Genomic DNA, 16,487 nt, shown 5'->3' on the forward strand with positions numbered 1-16,487 from the left:
ACCTACTTTTTGTCCTTGTTCTTATTAGGGTTATATTTTTCTTTATTTATCCGCTTAAGTCTTTTTAACATCACTTCGATACTTCCCAACACAAGGTCTATTTCAGCTTCGTCAATATTTTCTCCGTCAAAACTAGCGGGACCATCACTTTTGCTGGTTAATTTTTTTCTGATTGCTTCCATATCTTTTGCAATGTCTTTGTTGTCTCTATCGTTTAATGCATACTGTCCTATTTGTTGAGATTCTTCCTCATTTATTAAATAATCAACAGTTACATCAAGGTAGTTTGCTATGGTTAAAAGCCTGTCGGATGGAAACTTTCCCTCTTTTAATTTTCTAATGTAACCATTTGCAAACCCACAATCTCGTTCAAGTCGTGAGATTGGAATGTTTCTATCTTTGCATATTTTTTTTACTAATTCAACGGTGTTCATTGTTACCTCCCAAAGAATATAGAAATAAGTCTAAAAAAGAGCTTGACAAATGAGAGATAACTCCTTATACTAAAAACACAACTTAGACTTAAGTCTAAGTTTTAGGTTTTAGTTTTAGAGTAGTCTCTGTAATTGGTGGTACATTTATCTTAGACTATAATCTAAAAAAAGTCAATGTCATTTTAGGAATTTGTCTAAAGAGGGAGGTGTTTTTTTGCTAGAAAAAATTAGAGCTTGGTGTAAAGAAAATGACATACCTATATACGCACTTGAAAAAAAGTGCGGTTTAGGAAATGGAACTATTGGAGGTTGGGAGAAATCAACGCCAAGAGTTGACAGCTTAATAGCAGTGTCCAAGGTTACAGGGTTAAGTATTGATGAATTAATTGGACAAGCCACAACTAATAAAGAATAGGAGGGGTCTTTTTGGATGGCAAATACTACACTTATAAGGATATTATGGTTTGTCTAAAATGCAGTGAAAGCAAGGCATATATGATTATGCGTCAATTAAATGATGAACTTACAAAAAAAGGTTTTATGACTATGAGGGGACGCATTCCGAAGAAATACTTTGAGGAACGTTTCAATATATCCTAGTTAGCAGGACGAGCAATCTAAGGAGGGCAATATGAAATTAATAACTATAATTGACGGTACGCCGTCTGAAATTGCTGAATTTATGGACAAGCAATGCATGGAGGATGCATTAGTCCAACGTGACAAGGTTTCCTTTATCATACCGTATCGGTCGTATTCAGATATGTTGAAAGAAGCAGAGTTTTTGCAACAATCGAAAAAATATGAAGTGGGTGGTCAGCTATGACAACCATTTCTCCACCGATGCGCACAGGGTACCGCTATATTTGCTGTAGCCGTTGTGGTGAACGGTGGAACGTTGATTTAGAACGAGATACCAGTCGTGGGTATTATTGCCCTGACTGCGACCGTTTTAGGGACAAGCAGGACGCTGTAAAAAATAATAGAAACTACTCCGTGTATGCTTTCTTTGGAAAGTGGCACGGCATGAGACGACCAAGAAAGGAAGATTTAAAATGATTAAAGTTAATAAAGGTTCTGTAGATGTAGAGGGAAAATTAGGAGTGATTTGTACTGAACTGGCGTGTGCTATTACAGGAGTTTTTGAAACAATTGGTGAAATGGATGAGGAATTGGCTCAGTGCGTTGTAAGTGCAGCTATTGAGACGGGGATAGAGCTGGTTAAGGAAAATTACGGAGTTACTTTGTGCAAAAATATTGGCGATAGCATGGTTGTTAATATTCAGATGGTAAATAGTGCGTCCGCAGATGGTACAACCATTACAGATATTATGAAAGAGGTTGAAAGCTACCGCAAAAATAAACAAGGAGCTGATGCCGATGTACAACCTACAGAATGACCCTGTACATATTAACGCAGACAGGCGTAGAAATGAAAGTCGCATGAAGCGTGAACAGAAGAAAACCAGAAAGGCAAGAGCTTTGAAAGCTGTAGCAACTATAAAAATATTGTCTTTATGGTTATTCTGCTTCGTGGCTATCATAGCGTTCATTATTTTTATTGAATCTTTGTTGCAGTATAGAATCATCTTGAAATGGATTTTGATTTTTACGTTTACCTGTGTGCTGATACGTCAGATTGATGAAGCCACACAGAAAATAAAAAAGTCCCCAAGGAACGGCAATTCCAAAAGAGGACACAAATAAGTAAATCACTTAGATAATATCAGATTCATTGAAAATTGTCAAAGGGGGATTGTTGGATGAACAGGGAGCTACTTGAAGTTGTTGACCTCTGTGTACAGTGCTGCAACGAAAATAGCTTTTATGTTTCGTTTGAGTATAACGGCAAAATTAACCGATTTGAAGTGAGGATTTACGAAAGAAAGAACGGTTTATCAATGGTCTCAGCAACACAGAAAAGTCATTGGTTTATTTGTAGGGCAAACGATAACGAGAAATTAGCAGGAATCAAAAATTTTTTAGAAGAAATATTAAAAATGCTTTAGGGGTGAAAAAATGGCACGTCCTATAAAAAAAGGATTAATGTATTTTCCTTTTGACGTGGATTTTTTCTCAGATAAGAAGATTAAGGCTTTGAAGGTAAGATATAACGGTGATGGGGTAATGTTCTACCTGTATATGCTCACAGAGATATATAGAGAGGGATATTATATACGCTGGGATGAAGATAGCGAAGATAATGCAATGAATGACTTAAATCTCAGCGAAGGGTTTATAAAGCAAGTTATGGCATTCTTCTTTAGTAGGTCACTGCTCACAAGCATACTTGTTAATGGGGACACTGTCATAACTTCACCCGCAATACAGAGAAGGTATCAGGAGGCTTGCAAAGGCCTTAAAAGGCAGATTGATGTTAATTGTGAAATCTGGCTTTTGGGGACTGACGAGACAGCGTCCTTTATTAAGCTTACCCATAATGAGGATAAATCCAATAAAAACAGCCGTTTACCCGAGAAAAACCATAGTTTATCCGAGAAAAACCACACAAAAGAAATGAAAGGAAATGAAACAAAATTACATGATACAAAACAAAACGACGACAACAACGCTGTTGATGGAAGTGCTATTTTTAAAAAGAACTTTGGTTACTCGCCCACAGATGCAGAAAAAGAAAGATTGTCGTTGTTGTTGTCTCAGAATGATAGTGAAATCGTGGAATATGCTCTCTTTCAATCAGCAGAAAAAAACAAGAAAACATTGGCTTATGCTATGGGCGTATTAAAAAATTTAGCTAAAGAGGGCGTTACCAATATGGAACAGCTTGCAGAGTATCACATGCGAACGGGAAAAGTTTAAAAGTGTCTATGCGGAATATAGCTTGATTGGAGGTTATAAAATGAAAATTTATAGTGCTGATGCTAGAAAAGTAGATTATATGAATGTTGAGCAAAACCCGTACTTGGGTACAATTGATTTTGCGCCAGACCTGTATGAGGTTTTTAAACTTAATGGGAAGTATTACTCTCTGGGAATTGTGGCAGCTAATAAAGAATATGGTGCAGCCAATGAGCTAAGGCGATTCAATGTTGAAAAAGAGAAGTCCTATCATGAAAATGATATTACTTGTCCGATATGTGGGTACGTTGATTATGATAGTTGGGAAGAGGATGACGAAAATGAAGAATATCAATGCGGCAGATGTGGGGCTATTTTAGAGGTTACAAGAAATGTTCAAGTTACATATTCGGCGAAGGTGAAGGAATTGCCTAAAATTTGGGAGTAGGATAGGGGGAGTTACTTATGCAATTAAGTACAGCGGTGATGATTGTAAAAAATTTGGAAAATAAAAAATTTTCTGATGATGATAGGGTTGAAGCAATTACACAGGTTGTGGACATGCCCTCACATCATTCTGTTACAAAAGATGAGTTGTTAAAGGCGATGCGGTATTTGATTGATATATTTTATGAGGGGTGAAGAGTTGAACACTTACAAGATAACACTAAAGGGTTATGATGCAGACGGCCATTTTACATTGATTAATGCTGAAACGCCTAGCAAGGCAAAGTATGAGCATTTCAGAGAGCTGGCTGATTTATTTGAAGATTTTGGGCATTATCTTAGATTTGTAGAGAGTTGCAAGTGCCTGCGCAAAGCCCGAAAAGAAGATTATTACAAAAAGTCCGAAAGCTTTGAAGAAACCAAAAAATATAGGGGTGTTCCTCTTATTGATTATGGTACAACGGTAGAACTTGAGGGGAAAAGAGGTTTTATTGTCGGAGACAATCGCTCCTGCAATTTCGATGTGAAGTTTGAGGATGGAATTTTTAATTGCCATCCCCACTATCAAATGGTTTATTTTGATGATGCAGGGAAAGTTCTATATGATTTTAGGGTGGTGAAGTCATGAAGCGAACAATTAAAAACTGTAAACTGTCGAGAAGATTTGGAATCCCGAACAATTATGGTGGAAAATGTGAGGGTTTCGGGAAATCAAGCGAAGATGATGAACCTTGCGAAGAATGCAAAAGGTGTAAGTTGCATTATGATAATGCGGATTTGGGGGTTGTAGATTGAGAAAAAATAAAAGGCTTGAAAAAGCAGGGATTACAGCAGATAGGCACATGGAATTAAGGTACTTTTGCAAGCAGTATCCGCATAAAAAAGAAAAAATAAAAGAGTTGACCTATCTATCAGGGGTTAGATATAGTGATATGCCAAAGGGAACAGACAACGGCAATCCGACCGAAGAACGGGCAATGAGGTTAATTTCTCTTAAAAATGACATTGAAATCATAGAACAATCAGCGATAAAAGCAAGTGGTGATCTATATAGATTTGTTCTGAAATATGTCACAAAGGGCATTGAATATGCTTATCTAGATGCTCCTTGCGGGAGAAATTATTTTTATAGATTGGTTGAAAATTTTTACATAGTCCTTGATAAAAAGAAAATTTAGAAAAAAAGGGGAAAAGAAGTGCAGCTTTTATGATATCATGGTACTGTGAAAATATTGGTATTTCCAAGAACCGTCTTTAAGGCCTTAAAACCTTAAGGCGGTTTTTTTGATGGGAGGTGATTGATTATTGTAAGTGTTAGCCCGATAAAAAGTAAGGAAAAAGTAAAAAATATCTGCAAGTATCTGAAGCTTTCCAATGAAAGAAATTACATTCTTTTTGCCCTTGGCATTTATAGCGGTCTACGAATTAGTGACATTCTTTCTTTGAAAGTGAAGGACGTAAAAGGAAAAACACATTTTTTAGTGAAGGAGAAAAAAACAAAAAAAACACAAAAGTTATTGATTAATGATGAACTGAAAAAAGAATTGAAATGGTACTGCAAAGATAAGGAACCAGATGACTATTTGATTCGGAGCCGCCAAAGTGATAAGCTGGGAAAACAAAAACCAATCACTAGAGATATGGCACTAAAAATCATGAAAAAAATTGCAGACGATTTCGACGAAGATAATTTAGGCTGTCATTCCATGCGGAAAACTTTTGGCTATCATTATTACAAAGCAACCGGTGATATAGCTACGTTACAAAAGATTTATAATCACTCAACGCCCCGAGAAACGCTTATTTATTTGTGTATTGAGCAAGACGAAAAGGACGCAGCAGTTAAAAAATTTCGATATTAAAAATTTTAGACATATGCAAAACGAGTGATAGAAGAACTGAAAAAAAGAAAAGGGGGAAAAGGCTGTAAAAGCTGGGTTTTAGGTATTTTAATTAGCTATGCAGTATCGGTACTATGAATAAGTGAGAATATGAGAAATTTAATAATATTCATTGGTTTTAAAGGGTTCTGTGAAAACGGCCTTTTTGATATTTGGCAGAATGCCTTTAAAAATGGCAACTAAGTGCAAGTTTCTTTCCGTAGTGCCAAAATGAATATTGATGAATAAACGGGAAAGGGTGATTGAATGGATGATTTAAAAAACCAAGAAAGGAGATTTGTAGAGGAATATTTGTTTGACCTCAACGCAACACAGGCAGCCATAAGGGCAGGGTATTCCACAGTGAGTGCGCAGAGCATTGCTTGTAAGCTTATGAAGAAAACTAAGGTGAAGAATGCTATTGATATTGCAATGGCTGAACGGTCACGCAGGACGGGTGTGAGTCAAGATAGAATAATCACTGAGTTAGCAAGGATAGCTTTCATCAATCCAAGTGATTTTATGGATTTGAACAAAGCAAAAGTAAAAGAAACTTTTAGCCCTGATGATGCAGCAGCAGTGTCAGGCGTAAAGTATAAATCTTTTGAGACAGAGAGCGGAGGGGGGACAGAAAGAAATATAGAAATGCATAACAAAGTTAAAGCCTTGGAACTGCTTGGAAAGCATCTTGGAATGTTTAGAGAAAAGGTTGATATAAATACAGAGCCTATTGAGATTAAAGTTAATGGTGATTTTGATGATTGTTGATTTAAATATCAATGGTGCATATCTTCCGTATCTGGGAAACTATAAAAACCGTACCGAAGTGTATTATGGTGGTGCTGGTTCTGGTAAGTCTGTATTTGTGGCACAGAAAACTGCAATAAAGGCCTTAAGGGGGAAAAGAAAGATACTGGTCATACGAAAGGTTGCAAGAACTTTAAAAGATAGTTGTGTTGACCTCATGAAGCAGACGCTTAATGGCTTAGGGGTATGGGACAAATGCAAATTTAATAAAAGCACCTCTGATATTGAGCTACCAAATGGCAGCTTATTTTTATTTAAAGGAATGGACGATAGCGAAAAAATCAAGTCCATTACAGGCATTACGGATATATGGATTGAAGAAGCGACGGAAATAAGTATGGATGATTTCACCCAGCTTAATTTGCGTCTAAGAGCGCAAACCCCAAACCTTCAAATGTTCCTTTCCTTTAACCCAGTGTCAAAAGCTAACTGGTGCTATCAGCTTTTCTTTGCAAAGCCTACAGATGCCTTTGTGCTTAAAACAACTTATCTGGACAATAAATTTCTACCACAGGCCTATGTAGATAGCTTGGAGCATATGAAGGAAACAAATTACACCTACTATAAAATTTATGCTTTGGGTGAATTCTGTAGCCTTGATAAGCTTGTGTTCTCAAATTGGGAAGAGAAAGAGTTTGATGTTAATGAACTGATTGTCACAAAGCAATATACTACCCTTACAGGGTTAGACTTTGGTTTCACCAACGACCCTACAGCCTTGATTGTCAGCCTATGTGACACCAAGGCAAGAGAATTATATATCTTTGATGAATACGGAGATATAGGGCTTTTGAATCCTGATATAGCCAATATTATAAAAAGCTTGGGGTACAGCAAAAATATTATTATGGCAGATTGTGCAGAGCAAAAGAGTATTGAAGAAATACGCAGGGCGGGAGTACCGAAAATTAAAAAGTGTGCTAAGGGTAGTGATAGCGTGTTATTCGGTATTCAGCAATTACAGCAGTATAAAATATATGTCCATCCAAAGTGTACAGGGGTGATAACAGAGTTTCAAAATTACAGTTGGGAAAAAGACAGGAATACCAACGAATATGTTAATAAGCCTGTAGACAAATTCAATCACTACATTGATGCATTAAGGTATTCCATGCAGATTATTAAAGGGAAGATGGGAACATTACCAAAGGGGGCATTATAGTGTTCTATATTGACAAAGAAAGTGAAATGAATTTATCTCTAGCCAAATATTACATTGATAAATTCACAACGGGGCAACTTCCAAGGCTGAAACGGCTACAACAGTATTATAAGAATGATAATGATATTAATAGGCGTGTATTTGAGGATACCAGCAAGCCCAACAATAAAATATCCCATAGCTTTGGGGACTACGTTACAACTACCAATGTGGCTATGTTCTTAGGTTCTCCCGTCACTTATAACAGTGAGGATGAATTGGAGGATTTCAACAGTATCCTTGAAACAGCAGGGGAAGAAGATAGCAATATCAATCTTGCCACCAATTGCAGTATATACGGGTATGGGGTGCAGCTCACCTACCTTGATGAAGATGCCCAGATTAAATTTGCCGTGCTGGATAATAAGCAAACGGTTCTTGTGTACAGTGATGATATTTCATGCAAGCTTTTGTTCTGCATAAGGTTTTGGACTACGGTCACAAGGGACAACATTCAAAATGAGTACATAGAGATTTACAGTAGGGACAGCGTAAAAAGCTATAGAAACAGTGTTTTCACAGGAGAGCAGTTTCATGTGTTCGCCGATATTCCCGTTGTAGTGTACAAGAATAATGATGATTTGAAGGGGGACTTTGAAAAGGTAATCTCTCTCATTGATGCTTATGACATGCTGGAAAGTGACACAATCAATGAAAATGATTACTTCAACAATGCGTATCTATTTTTAAATACCGACAGCGTGGATACAGAGGATGTAAAAAGCATGAAAGAAAATCGTGTGCTTTACGGGGATGGCCTAAACCCATCTTTTATACTGAAAGACAGTCAGAACGCAGACAATGACATTGAAAAGAATCGCCTTGTCAGTGATATTCATAAACTAAGCTTTACCCCAGATATGAGTGATAATAATTTTGCTAACAATGTCTCAGGCGTAGCCATGAAATATAAGCTACTTGGAACTTTAAATAATATTGCCAATAAGCAACGGAAATTTAAAGTATCCATATTGGAAAGAAATAAGCTCATATACGGCATTATGGATATTAAGGGATTGAACGTACCCTCTTATGTGGACATTGTTTTTATAACCAGCTTACCAGAGAATGGTCTTGAGACAGCTCAAACAATTAATTTACTTAGAGGGCTGGTATCAGAAGAAACCCTTATTAGTCAGCTTCCTTTTGTGCAGGATGCCGCATGGGAGGTTGAACAGGCGAAAAAGAATAACAATATTCCAGATATTTATGGTGGTGATTTTAATGAGCACTGATTATTGGGGGAAACGACTAGCGGATAAAGCTTTTGATAGAAGCAGCGAAGAAATGCTTAAGGAGTTACGAAAGATATATAGAAGCCAATCTCAGGAGATACAAAACCGAGTTACAGGCCTTTATTTGAAAATGATAGAGGATGGAGGTATTTCCACAACAAACCTGTATGCCTATGGTCGTTATGCTGAACTTATGCGGGAGATTAATACCATTCTTCAAAGCTACGGCGAAAAAGAAATTGAGATTGTCAGTGGTGGCCTTGAATCGGCATATCGGGAAGCTTTCGGTAAAACAAGTGAAGCCTTTGGGCAGACTGTGAAATGGGGCTTACAGAATACTTATGTCATGGAAGAGGTTGTAAATGCAAATTTAAAGGGAGCCAACTTTTCAAAACGAATATGGAATAACCGCAATAGCCTGTTAAAGAATCTTGAAAAGAATATACAGGATGTTGTCGCAAGTGGGCAGAGCAAGGACAGTGCTATAAAGCATATCATGAGCATTGAAAAAGCTTCCTTCCGCAATGCCGACAGACTGGTCAGAACAGAAACCATGAGAGTGATTAACGATGGTCAAAAACAGTCCTTTAACGCCAATGGCTACACCCATGGTTATTATATTTACTCTGATGATGATAGGAATTGTGAGGAATGCGCAAGAATCAGCAAGGAGAGCCGTAAAAGCCCCCTGTTGCTGGAAACCATGGAAGCAGTACATCATCCGAATTGTAGATGTACCATAAGGCCTATCACACCAAAGAAAACATTTTTAGAGATTGCGAAAGAAAACGGAGAGTATGCAAGATATGAAGCAGCTCTCAAAAATAAAAAACATAATTAAGCATTTGCCGTGTAGCAGATGCTTTTTTATTGCCTTTTTCGGGTGTAGGCGTAAAAGAACAAACGGAAAATATCGGATACGGTTAAACAACGGAGACGAAAGGAGAAAATTAAATGAAAAGAAATATGTTTAGATTGAATTTGCAATATTTTGCTGCTGATTCGGGAACAGGCGAAGGTGGCGGAGCTGGTGAGGGGGAAGGACTTCACCAAGATGACGGAATAGGCAAGGACAGTTATACCAAGGATGAGGTTTTACAGCTTATTCAAAGTGAATCGGATAAGAGAGTTCAGCAAGCCTTAAAAACACAGCAAAAAAAGTATGAAAAGGAATTGAGCAAACAAAAAAGTCTAGTGGGACTTGATGAAGAAGCACGAGGGCAGGCTGAAAAAGACCAGCGTATTTCTGAATTGGAAGAAGAGCTTTCTAAATTTAGACTTTCTAACACCAAGGCAGAAATCAGCAAGGTTTTAAATAACAGGGGGCTGGATGCTAACCTTGTGGACTTTGTTGTAACAACGGACGATACAGAGGAATGCCTTGAAAAAATAGAAAGCCTGGATAAGATTTTCAAGGCCATGCTGAAAAAGGAAGTTGATGCAAGACTTAAATCAGGAGCCACTACCCCTAAAAGCTCAACGGCTGGGCTTGACGGTAGCATTACGAGGGAACAATTCTCTAAGATGCCACTAACCGAACAGGCCGAAGTAGCGAAAAACAACAGACAACTTTATGACGAATTAACCAAGAGATAAGAAAGGATGATGAATAATGGCTATGACAGGCTATGAAAGTTTTGTAATTGAAAATAAAATGACCGATTTGGTAAATACAAAGGTGGATGCCCGTTCCCTTATGACAATGGACTATTCCCTTGCTGAAAGTGCAGGATTAAAGAAAATTGTAAACAAATATACCTACACTGGTGCAGTGGAAAAGCTTGCTAAAGGTGAAAAAAATACTACTACCGGTGGTGTTGCCTTCACGCCTACTGAATATACGGTAGAAAGATACCAGCAGACCTTTGAATATAACGATATGGATATCATGAAAGACCCTTATGTATTGGACGTTGCCACAAGTGGAGCTGCCACTATTATGGCAAATGAAATTAAGGCGGAATACTTTGCGGAGCTGGAAAAAATCACAAATGAATTTGAGTACACAGTTTTTGATTATGCCGCCATTGTTGATGCATTGGCAAACCTTGACAAGGAAACAGAAGAAGATATGTTTGTTATCATGGGTAATGACTTACGGGCGAAAATCAGAAAAGACAGCGATTTCATTTCCAGCAAACAGGGCGAAATCCTCTATACAGGTCAGTTTGGTGCTATTTGTGGCTTGCCTGTATTGTTTTCTAAGCTTGTGCCCGCTGGTACTGCTTATATCACAAAGAAGGATGCGATTAAGTTCTTTGTAAAAAAAGAGGGTTCCGTGGAACAGGACAGAGACGTAGAAACAAAAGACAATAAGGTTGTATATTCAAGATATGGAGTTATGGCTTTGGTAGACGAAACCTATAGCGTGAAGCTCACAAAGAAAGCTTAAGGAATGGGGCTGATTAAATGGAACTTGCAGAACAGGTAAAGCTTATCACTGGCAATGCCAATGATGCTTTAATCAGTCTTATGCTGAATAAGGCCAAGGGTGAAATAGAATCCTATTTAAATCTGGGCTATGACACAAAGTATGATAATATCGCCGTTGATATAGCAGTGCTTAAAATCAACCGTTTAGGCTCTGAGGGGTTATCTTCTCAGGGCTATAGCGGTGCAAGCGAAAGCTATGTCGATGGGTTCCCGCAGGAAATTAGAATGCAGCTGGACAGATTTAAAAAGAAATGGGGTGCTTTGTAATGTCACTGAATGGCAGAATGAAGCCCCATGCCCTTTATATCAATAATCCCATAGAGGATGAATATGGCAGCATGATTGACAACTATGAATTTTTATGTCAGGTCATGGTGGCAATACACTTTAATTCCATGGGCAGGGTAAACGATGATATACGGTATAAGGACTGTCAGTATTTAGGGGTATCTTCCCATAAAGGCTTAGATTTGAAAAAGCAATATAAGCTGGTGCCGAAGGATGGTGAAGGGGCAGGGTACTTTATTAAAAGTATTAATGAGCTTACAAGGCTGTCTCAGTACCTATTACAGGCGGTGATTTAATGAATGAGATTAGCTTGAATATTAAGAAGCTAATAGCTGAAACCATACCAAACAGTGTTATGGCGGCCTTAGAAGGGGCATGTCAGGGCATAGAAAATAAGGCCGTTGATAATTGTCCGTCGGATGATGGTACATTGCGTGGCAGCATTACGCATAGGGTGGAACAATCTGACCGAACCTTTACGGGATACATTGGCAGCAATGCAGAATATGCACCCTATGTGCATGAAGGAACAGGGCTTTATGCTAAAGATGGGAAAGGCCGTAGAAATGTGCCTTGGGTTTATCGGGATGCAGAGGGCAACTTCCACAGTACAAAAGGGCAAGACCCAAACCCGTTTTTACAAAAGGCTGTTGATGAAAGTATGGATGATATCTTGAGAGAATTTGAGGGGTGCTTGGATGATGGTACTTAATGAGTTGGTAGGTATTCTAAGACCCTTGGGATACCCTGTAAAACCTTTTGGGACAACTGAAATAGAGGATTGCATCGTTTATAATTTTATCCCCTTGACAAGTGACAAGATAAAGGAGCAAAACAGGCTGGAAGTAACGGTTATTTCAAAAAGCATGGAAAAGGGGTTAAAAATCCTTGAAGATGTGAAAAACCTTTTGATTACCCAAGGGGATGAACAGCTAACGGATAGTATTCTTAATGTGGCCTTAAATGGCGGTGGAAGTCTTGAAAACCTTGAGACAAATACTTTTCATTTTAAGGCCAATTTTATTGTTTTAAGTAGATATAGAAGGGCGTGAGATATGTGAAAAAAATTGTATTAGGCAGTGGCAAACTGTACATCGATGAATTTACTGGTACTTTACCTGAAGATGCCGTTTTGGAAGTCGAAACTAAACTTTTGGGATACATTCAGGGTGGTGCAACGTTGAGCTATAAACCTAGTTTCTATGAAGCCAAAGATGATTTAGGCATAGTGTCTAAAAAAATGATTGCTGATGAAGAAGCAATTCTAAAATCGGGTGTCATGACATGGAATGGCAATACACTGAAAAAACTTTCCTCTACAGCGAGAGTAACGGAGGATACAACCAAGAAAATTAGAACGGTGAAAATTGGCGGTGCTGGTAATCACGACGGAAAGAAATATGTAATCCATTTTGTACATGAGGATGCGGTGGACGGTGATATTCGTATTACAATTGTCGGCAGCAATGAAGCTGGATTTGAACTTGCATTTGCTAAAGATAAGGAAACGGTTATCAACGCAGAATTTAAAGCGCAGCCACAGGATAACGAAGGAACTCTGATTCTGTATAAGGAAGAAGATAGCGGTATTACAGCGTAAATGACTAAAGGGGGATACCATAAAAATGGTGTCCCTTTTCTATTTAAAAAAAGGAGTGAAATAAATGCTAGATTTGCAGAAAGCTTCAACCGAACTATATGAAGTAAAATGGCTTGACGGTAGTATTTTGAAATTGCAGAAACCTACCAGAGCTATGGAGCTTAGTTTCTTTGATATGCAAAATAAGGAAATGGACGAAAAAACAGCACAGACATTATTGTATAACCTTTTGTTCCGTATTTTCAACAGACGAGAGCCTGTAACTATTGAAAAGAAAGGTTTCTTTCATAAGCTCACAAAGAAAAAAGAATTGCTTGAAATCACAGAAAGTGAAATTGAGAAAATCCCCTATGATATTTTGTTTGAGGTATTAAAGGAATACTTTGATTATTATTACAAAAATCTGAAAATGGGGGAATAGTTCTCCCCTATATGCCCTCTGATACAGGGGAGGAAGTCAAGGAATACTTGACAACGGAAACAGAGGAATTAAAAAAAGTATCCGATTATTCAGGGTTAAATTTTGATGAATGCTTAAGCCTTGGAATGGATACCTATAAACAACTTTTTAGAGATGCGTTCATTCACGATATGAAGCAATCTAAGGAAGGTAAAGAGTATCTGGAGGACTGTTGGCTTTTACAGCAAACGACACCTGATAGGGGTAAATTAAAGGAACGGTTCGGAGGTGACAATAAATGATTGACTTAGGTGCTTTGGTTGCTAGAATACAGGTTGATAGCGGAGACAGTACCCAACAACTAGAAAATTTCAGTGGTAAAGTTGAAAATGCAGATGGGAAAAGTGTTGGTTTAAAAGATGCATTGAAAAAGTTAGCAGCTGGTTTTGCTATTGGTGCAGCTATCAAAAAGACTGCGGATGCTGTGGTGGATTGTGTCAAAAAGGCTGATGAATTAAAGCAATCTTTTAATACCCTCCAAACACAGACAGGCGCAACAGATACCGAAATGGAAGGGCTAGAGCAATCCCTTAAAAATATCTATGCAAATAATTACGGTGAAAGTTTTGAGGATATTGCCACAGCAATGGCAGAGGTGAAGAATCAAACGGGGCTGGCGGGGGATGAGTTGGAAGATATGACGGAAAATGCCATTGCCCTTCGTGATACTTTTGGGTATGAGGTGCAGGAAAGCACCAGAGCTGCCGACATGATGATGAAGCAGTTTGGTATTACTTCGGAAGAAGCTTTTAACCTAATTGCCCAAGGTTCTCAGTATGGCTTAGACAAAAATGGAAACTTACTGGATAGTATCAATGAATATTCGGTACATTTTGAACAGCTTGGCTTTAGTGCTGAGGACATGTTCAATGTATTCCATGATGGGGCAATGGAAGGCGTCTTTGACATTGATAAAGTTGGTGATGCTTTCAAAGAGTTTGGTATCCGTGTAAAGGATGGTAGTGACACAACAAATGAAGCCTTTAGCATTTTAGGGTTGAATGCACAGGAGATGCAGGACAAATTTTCACAAGGCGGTGAAAGTGCGCAAGAAGCCTACTGGAAAGTTACGGAAGCCCTAAATAGTATTGATGACCCTGTACAAAGAAACATTGCAGGGGTTAATCTTTTCGGTACTATGTGGGAAGATGTGGGCGATAAAGCCATATTAGGCGCAATGGAAATGTCAGATTATTTTAATGGTACAGTGGATACCATGAACCAAATCAAGGAAATTAAGTATGATAGCTTAGGAAATGCCTTCCAAGGTGTTGGTAGACAAATGGAAGTGGGTTTAATGATTCCTTTGGGGGAAAAGCTCTTACCAAAGCTGAATGAGTTTGCTAACTACATACAAGAAAATATGCCTTCAATTCAAGAAACCTTTCAAGGAATTATGGATAATGTAGGAGCTGCCATTACCTTTGTAACGGATAATCTGAATATTATTATCCCTATTTTAGCGGGTGCGGTGGCTGGGTTTGTTGCATTCAATGTGATTAATACAGTAATTCCTTTATTTACAGCAGTGCAAACCGCTATCACAGGTACAACAACGGTACAAGCAGCATTAAATGCGGTTATGGCCGCAAATCCGTTTGGGGTGATAGTAACTGCAATCGGGTTATTGGTTGCCGCTGGTGTTGCTCTGTATATGAATTGGGATACCGTAAAACAGAAATGTGAAGAGTTGTTTGCAAAAATTTCTGAGGTTTGGGAAAACATCAAAACTACAATCTCTACGAAGGTTGAAGAAATAAAGACAGCCATCCATGATAAGATTCAGGATTTCAAGAATGCAGGTAAGGCAATTTTCACAGGTGTTTGGGACGGAATTAAAGAAGTTTGGGAAAATATAAAAGGCTGGGTAGATGAAAAGGTTTCTTGGCTTACAGATAAATTAACATTCTGGAGAAAAAGTAAAAGTGAAATGTCGGAGGACGATGACAATTCAGACGGCAGCCATAGAAACGGCTTGTCCTATGTTCCCTTTGATGGGTATAAGTCTATTCTACACAAAGGGGAAATGGTACTGACACAAGCCGAAGCCGATAGATACCGCAATGGAGAAAACGGTGGAAGCAAGACGGAAAACTTTATTGTAAACATTGAAAAAGTTGAGAACAGCAACGGCAGAACTACAGGAGACTTAATGAGAGAAATGGAATTTTACAGGAAATCTAAGAAATTAGCTACAGGAGGTGCTTAAGGTGTATCAATATTTTACGTTCAAAGGGATAAATTCCCTTGATATGGGAGTGGTTATGCTAAAAGCACCCTCTATTTATAAACCAACAAAAAAGTCAATGAGATTGAAATTGCAGGGCGTAACGGTATCTTACATGAGGATACCAATACATATGAAAACTATACAAAAGAAGCCGAATGTCAGGTGATGGACAGAAGCCGTATTGATGATGTTTGTGCTTGGCTGAATGGTTATGGTGAAGTTATTTTCAGCAGTGAACCAGATAAAGTATATCGGGCATTCATCAAGAACCAGATACCTTTTAATAACATTCTGCTGAATTTGAATGATTTCCTAGTACAGTTTGATTGCTTTCCCTTCAAGTATTCTGTGGATAAGGCTGATGAAGAAATAACTTTGACAACAGCAACCACTATCTATAATCAAGGAACCATTTACAGTGAACCAATTATCACAGTTTATGGTACAGGGAATGTGACAATCACAATTCATGGCACTGCCTATGCAATTTCAGAGATTGATGGCTATGTCACTATCAACAGTGAGATTCAAGAAGTTTATAAGGATAGTACAAATAAAAACAATTCCTTTTCAGCGTTGGATTTCCCTAAATTTCAAGAGGGGGCGAATACAATCAGTTGGACGGGAAGTGTAACAAGATTAGAAATAAAACCGAATTGGAGATGGTTATAAG

Annotated in this window: 30 protein-coding genes; 29 read left to right on the forward strand and 1 reads right to left on the reverse strand. The window is 38.1% G+C overall.

The genetic code is table 11. The features are described 5' to 3' along the window. Positions 1–2: 2 nt before the first annotated feature. Positions 3–434 carry a helix-turn-helix domain-containing protein gene (locus tag CPRO_RS05245; protein ID WP_066048698.1) on the reverse strand — a complete coding sequence of 144 codons (432 nt, stop codon included), beginning with the start codon at positions 432–434 and terminating at the stop codon, positions 3–5. A 214-nt stretch (positions 435–648) separates the two neighbouring features. On the opposite strand from CPRO_RS05245, the gene CPRO_RS05250 reads away from it, so the two are divergent. From CPRO_RS05250 to CPRO_RS05380, 29 genes are all read left to right on the forward strand, one after another. Beyond that, entirely contained in the window at positions 649–849 is a 201-nt protein-coding gene (locus CPRO_RS05250; RefSeq protein WP_066048701.1) for a helix-turn-helix domain-containing protein, read from the forward strand. A gap of 11 nt (positions 850–860) precedes the next feature. After that, a complete protein-coding gene (locus tag CPRO_RS05255; RefSeq protein WP_066048704.1) occupies positions 861–1,034 on the forward strand; it encodes a transcriptional regulator in 174 nt (57 codons plus the stop codon). Positions 1,035–1,065: 31 nt separating this feature from the next. Then, the gene (locus CPRO_RS05260) at positions 1,066–1,260 is read left to right on the forward strand and encodes a hypothetical protein (protein ID WP_066048707.1); all 195 of its coding nucleotides are present in this window, start codon (positions 1,066–1,068) and stop codon (positions 1,258–1,260) included. Further along, positions 1,257–1,493, forward strand: a complete 237-nt coding sequence (locus CPRO_RS05265; RefSeq protein ID WP_066048710.1) for a hypothetical protein — start codon at positions 1,257–1,259, stop codon at positions 1,491–1,493. Before CPRO_RS05260 ends, CPRO_RS05265 begins: the two co-directional genes overlap by 4 nt. After that, on the forward strand, positions 1,490–1,834 hold the full coding sequence (locus CPRO_RS05270; protein ID WP_066048713.1) for a hypothetical protein: 345 nt from the start codon (positions 1,490–1,492) through the stop codon (positions 1,832–1,834). Before CPRO_RS05265 ends, CPRO_RS05270 begins: the two co-directional genes overlap by 4 nt. After that, positions 1,815–2,141: a hypothetical protein gene (locus CPRO_RS05275; RefSeq protein WP_066048716.1), complete on the forward strand. Its 327-nt coding sequence runs from the start codon at positions 1,815–1,817 to the stop codon at positions 2,139–2,141. The genes CPRO_RS05270 and CPRO_RS05275 overlap by 20 nt, the downstream gene beginning before the upstream one ends. Before the next feature lie 56 nt (positions 2,142–2,197). Then, positions 2,198–2,443: a hypothetical protein gene (locus tag CPRO_RS05280; RefSeq protein ID WP_066048719.1), complete on the forward strand. Its 246-nt coding sequence runs from the start codon at positions 2,198–2,200 to the stop codon at positions 2,441–2,443. A 10-nt stretch (positions 2,444–2,453) separates the two neighbouring features. Further along, on the forward strand, positions 2,454–3,254 hold the full coding sequence (locus CPRO_RS05285; protein ID WP_066048721.1) for a Lin1244/Lin1753 domain-containing protein: 801 nt from the start codon (positions 2,454–2,456) through the stop codon (positions 3,252–3,254). A gap of 40 nt (positions 3,255–3,294) precedes the next feature. After that, on the forward strand, positions 3,295–3,681 hold the full coding sequence (locus tag CPRO_RS05290; protein WP_066048724.1) for a TFIIB-type zinc ribbon-containing protein: 387 nt from the start codon (positions 3,295–3,297) through the stop codon (positions 3,679–3,681). 17 nt (positions 3,682–3,698) lie between these two features. Further along, a complete protein-coding gene (locus CPRO_RS15240) occupies positions 3,699–3,875 on the forward strand; it encodes a hypothetical protein (protein ID WP_157881635.1) in 177 nt (58 codons plus the stop codon). 4 nt (positions 3,876–3,879) lie between these two features. Continuing rightward, the gene (locus CPRO_RS05295; RefSeq protein WP_066048727.1) at positions 3,880–4,308 is read left to right on the forward strand and encodes a hypothetical protein; all 429 of its coding nucleotides are present in this window, start codon (positions 3,880–3,882) and stop codon (positions 4,306–4,308) included. Continuing rightward, positions 4,305–4,475: a hypothetical protein gene (locus CPRO_RS15245; RefSeq protein WP_157881636.1), complete on the forward strand. Its 171-nt coding sequence runs from the start codon at positions 4,305–4,307 to the stop codon at positions 4,473–4,475. Before CPRO_RS05295 ends, CPRO_RS15245 begins: the two co-directional genes overlap by 4 nt. Then, complete coding sequence (locus tag CPRO_RS05300; protein WP_066048729.1) at positions 4,472–4,858, forward strand: hypothetical protein; 387 nt, start codon at positions 4,472–4,474, stop codon at positions 4,856–4,858. Before CPRO_RS15245 ends, CPRO_RS05300 begins: the two co-directional genes overlap by 4 nt. A gap of 120 nt (positions 4,859–4,978) precedes the next feature. Then, entirely contained in the window at positions 4,979–5,542 is a 564-nt protein-coding gene (locus CPRO_RS05305) for a tyrosine-type recombinase/integrase (RefSeq protein WP_330383871.1), read from the forward strand. A gap of 285 nt (positions 5,543–5,827) precedes the next feature. Then, positions 5,828–6,328, forward strand: a complete 501-nt coding sequence (locus CPRO_RS05310) for a terminase small subunit (protein ID WP_066048732.1) — start codon at positions 5,828–5,830, stop codon at positions 6,326–6,328. Further along, the gene (locus CPRO_RS05315; protein ID WP_096348678.1) at positions 6,318–7,529 is read left to right on the forward strand and encodes a PBSX family phage terminase large subunit; all 1,212 of its coding nucleotides are present in this window, start codon (positions 6,318–6,320) and stop codon (positions 7,527–7,529) included. Before CPRO_RS05310 ends, CPRO_RS05315 begins: the two co-directional genes overlap by 11 nt. Continuing rightward, complete coding sequence (locus CPRO_RS05320; RefSeq protein ID WP_066048738.1) at positions 7,529–8,803, forward strand: phage portal protein; 1,275 nt, start codon at positions 7,529–7,531, stop codon at positions 8,801–8,803. Before CPRO_RS05315 ends, CPRO_RS05320 begins: the two co-directional genes overlap by 1 nt. Continuing rightward, positions 8,793–9,644 (forward strand): phage minor head protein, encoded by an 852-nt coding sequence (locus CPRO_RS05325; RefSeq protein ID WP_066048740.1) that lies wholly within the window; start codon positions 8,793–8,795, stop codon positions 9,642–9,644. The genes CPRO_RS05320 and CPRO_RS05325 overlap by 11 nt, the downstream gene beginning before the upstream one ends. Before the next feature lie 113 nt (positions 9,645–9,757). Then, complete coding sequence (locus tag CPRO_RS05330; protein ID WP_066048743.1) at positions 9,758–10,399, forward strand: DUF4355 domain-containing protein; 642 nt, start codon at positions 9,758–9,760, stop codon at positions 10,397–10,399. 16 nt (positions 10,400–10,415) lie between these two features. Beyond that, positions 10,416–11,195, forward strand: a complete 780-nt coding sequence (locus CPRO_RS05335) for a phage major capsid protein (protein ID WP_066048746.1) — start codon at positions 10,416–10,418, stop codon at positions 11,193–11,195. A 17-nt stretch (positions 11,196–11,212) separates the two neighbouring features. Next, on the forward strand, positions 11,213–11,503 hold the full coding sequence (locus tag CPRO_RS05340) for a phage head-tail connector protein (RefSeq protein ID WP_066048750.1): 291 nt from the start codon (positions 11,213–11,215) through the stop codon (positions 11,501–11,503). Further along, positions 11,503–11,820, forward strand: coding sequence for a hypothetical protein (locus CPRO_RS05345; RefSeq protein ID WP_066048752.1), 318 nt, complete (start codon positions 11,503–11,505; stop codon positions 11,818–11,820). Before CPRO_RS05340 ends, CPRO_RS05345 begins: the two co-directional genes overlap by 1 nt. Next, entirely contained in the window at positions 11,820–12,236 is a 417-nt protein-coding gene (locus tag CPRO_RS05350; protein ID WP_066048755.1) for an HK97 gp10 family phage protein, read from the forward strand. The genes CPRO_RS05345 and CPRO_RS05350 overlap by 1 nt, the downstream gene beginning before the upstream one ends. Beyond that, the gene (locus tag CPRO_RS05355; RefSeq protein ID WP_066048758.1) at positions 12,223–12,576 is read left to right on the forward strand and encodes a hypothetical protein; all 354 of its coding nucleotides are present in this window, start codon (positions 12,223–12,225) and stop codon (positions 12,574–12,576) included. Before CPRO_RS05350 ends, CPRO_RS05355 begins: the two co-directional genes overlap by 14 nt. Then, complete coding sequence (locus CPRO_RS05360; protein ID WP_200777676.1) at positions 12,573–13,124, forward strand: hypothetical protein; 552 nt, start codon at positions 12,573–12,575, stop codon at positions 13,122–13,124. The genes CPRO_RS05355 and CPRO_RS05360 overlap by 4 nt, the downstream gene beginning before the upstream one ends. 64 nt (positions 13,125–13,188) lie before the next feature. Then, positions 13,189–13,545: a hypothetical protein gene (locus CPRO_RS05365; protein ID WP_066048766.1), complete on the forward strand. Its 357-nt coding sequence runs from the start codon at positions 13,189–13,191 to the stop codon at positions 13,543–13,545. A gap of 47 nt (positions 13,546–13,592) precedes the next feature. After that, entirely contained in the window at positions 13,593–13,826 is a 234-nt protein-coding gene (locus CPRO_RS05370) for a hypothetical protein (protein WP_236782355.1), read from the forward strand. Continuing rightward, positions 13,823–15,793, forward strand: coding sequence for a phage tail tape measure protein (locus CPRO_RS05375; protein ID WP_066048771.1), 1,971 nt, complete (start codon positions 13,823–13,825; stop codon positions 15,791–15,793). The genes CPRO_RS05370 and CPRO_RS05375 overlap by 4 nt, the downstream gene beginning before the upstream one ends. Positions 15,794–15,901: 108 nt before the next feature. Continuing rightward, entirely contained in the window at positions 15,902–16,486 is a 585-nt protein-coding gene (locus tag CPRO_RS05380) for a hypothetical protein (protein ID WP_479688670.1), read from the forward strand. The last annotated feature ends 1 nt before the right edge of the window (position 16,487 follow it).

Origin of the sequence: Anaerotignum propionicum DSM 1682 (assembly GCF_001561955.1) — a bacterium.
In the GTDB taxonomy this organism is placed as follows: domain Bacteria; phylum Bacillota; class Clostridia; order Lachnospirales; family Anaerotignaceae; genus Chakrabartyella; species Chakrabartyella propionicum.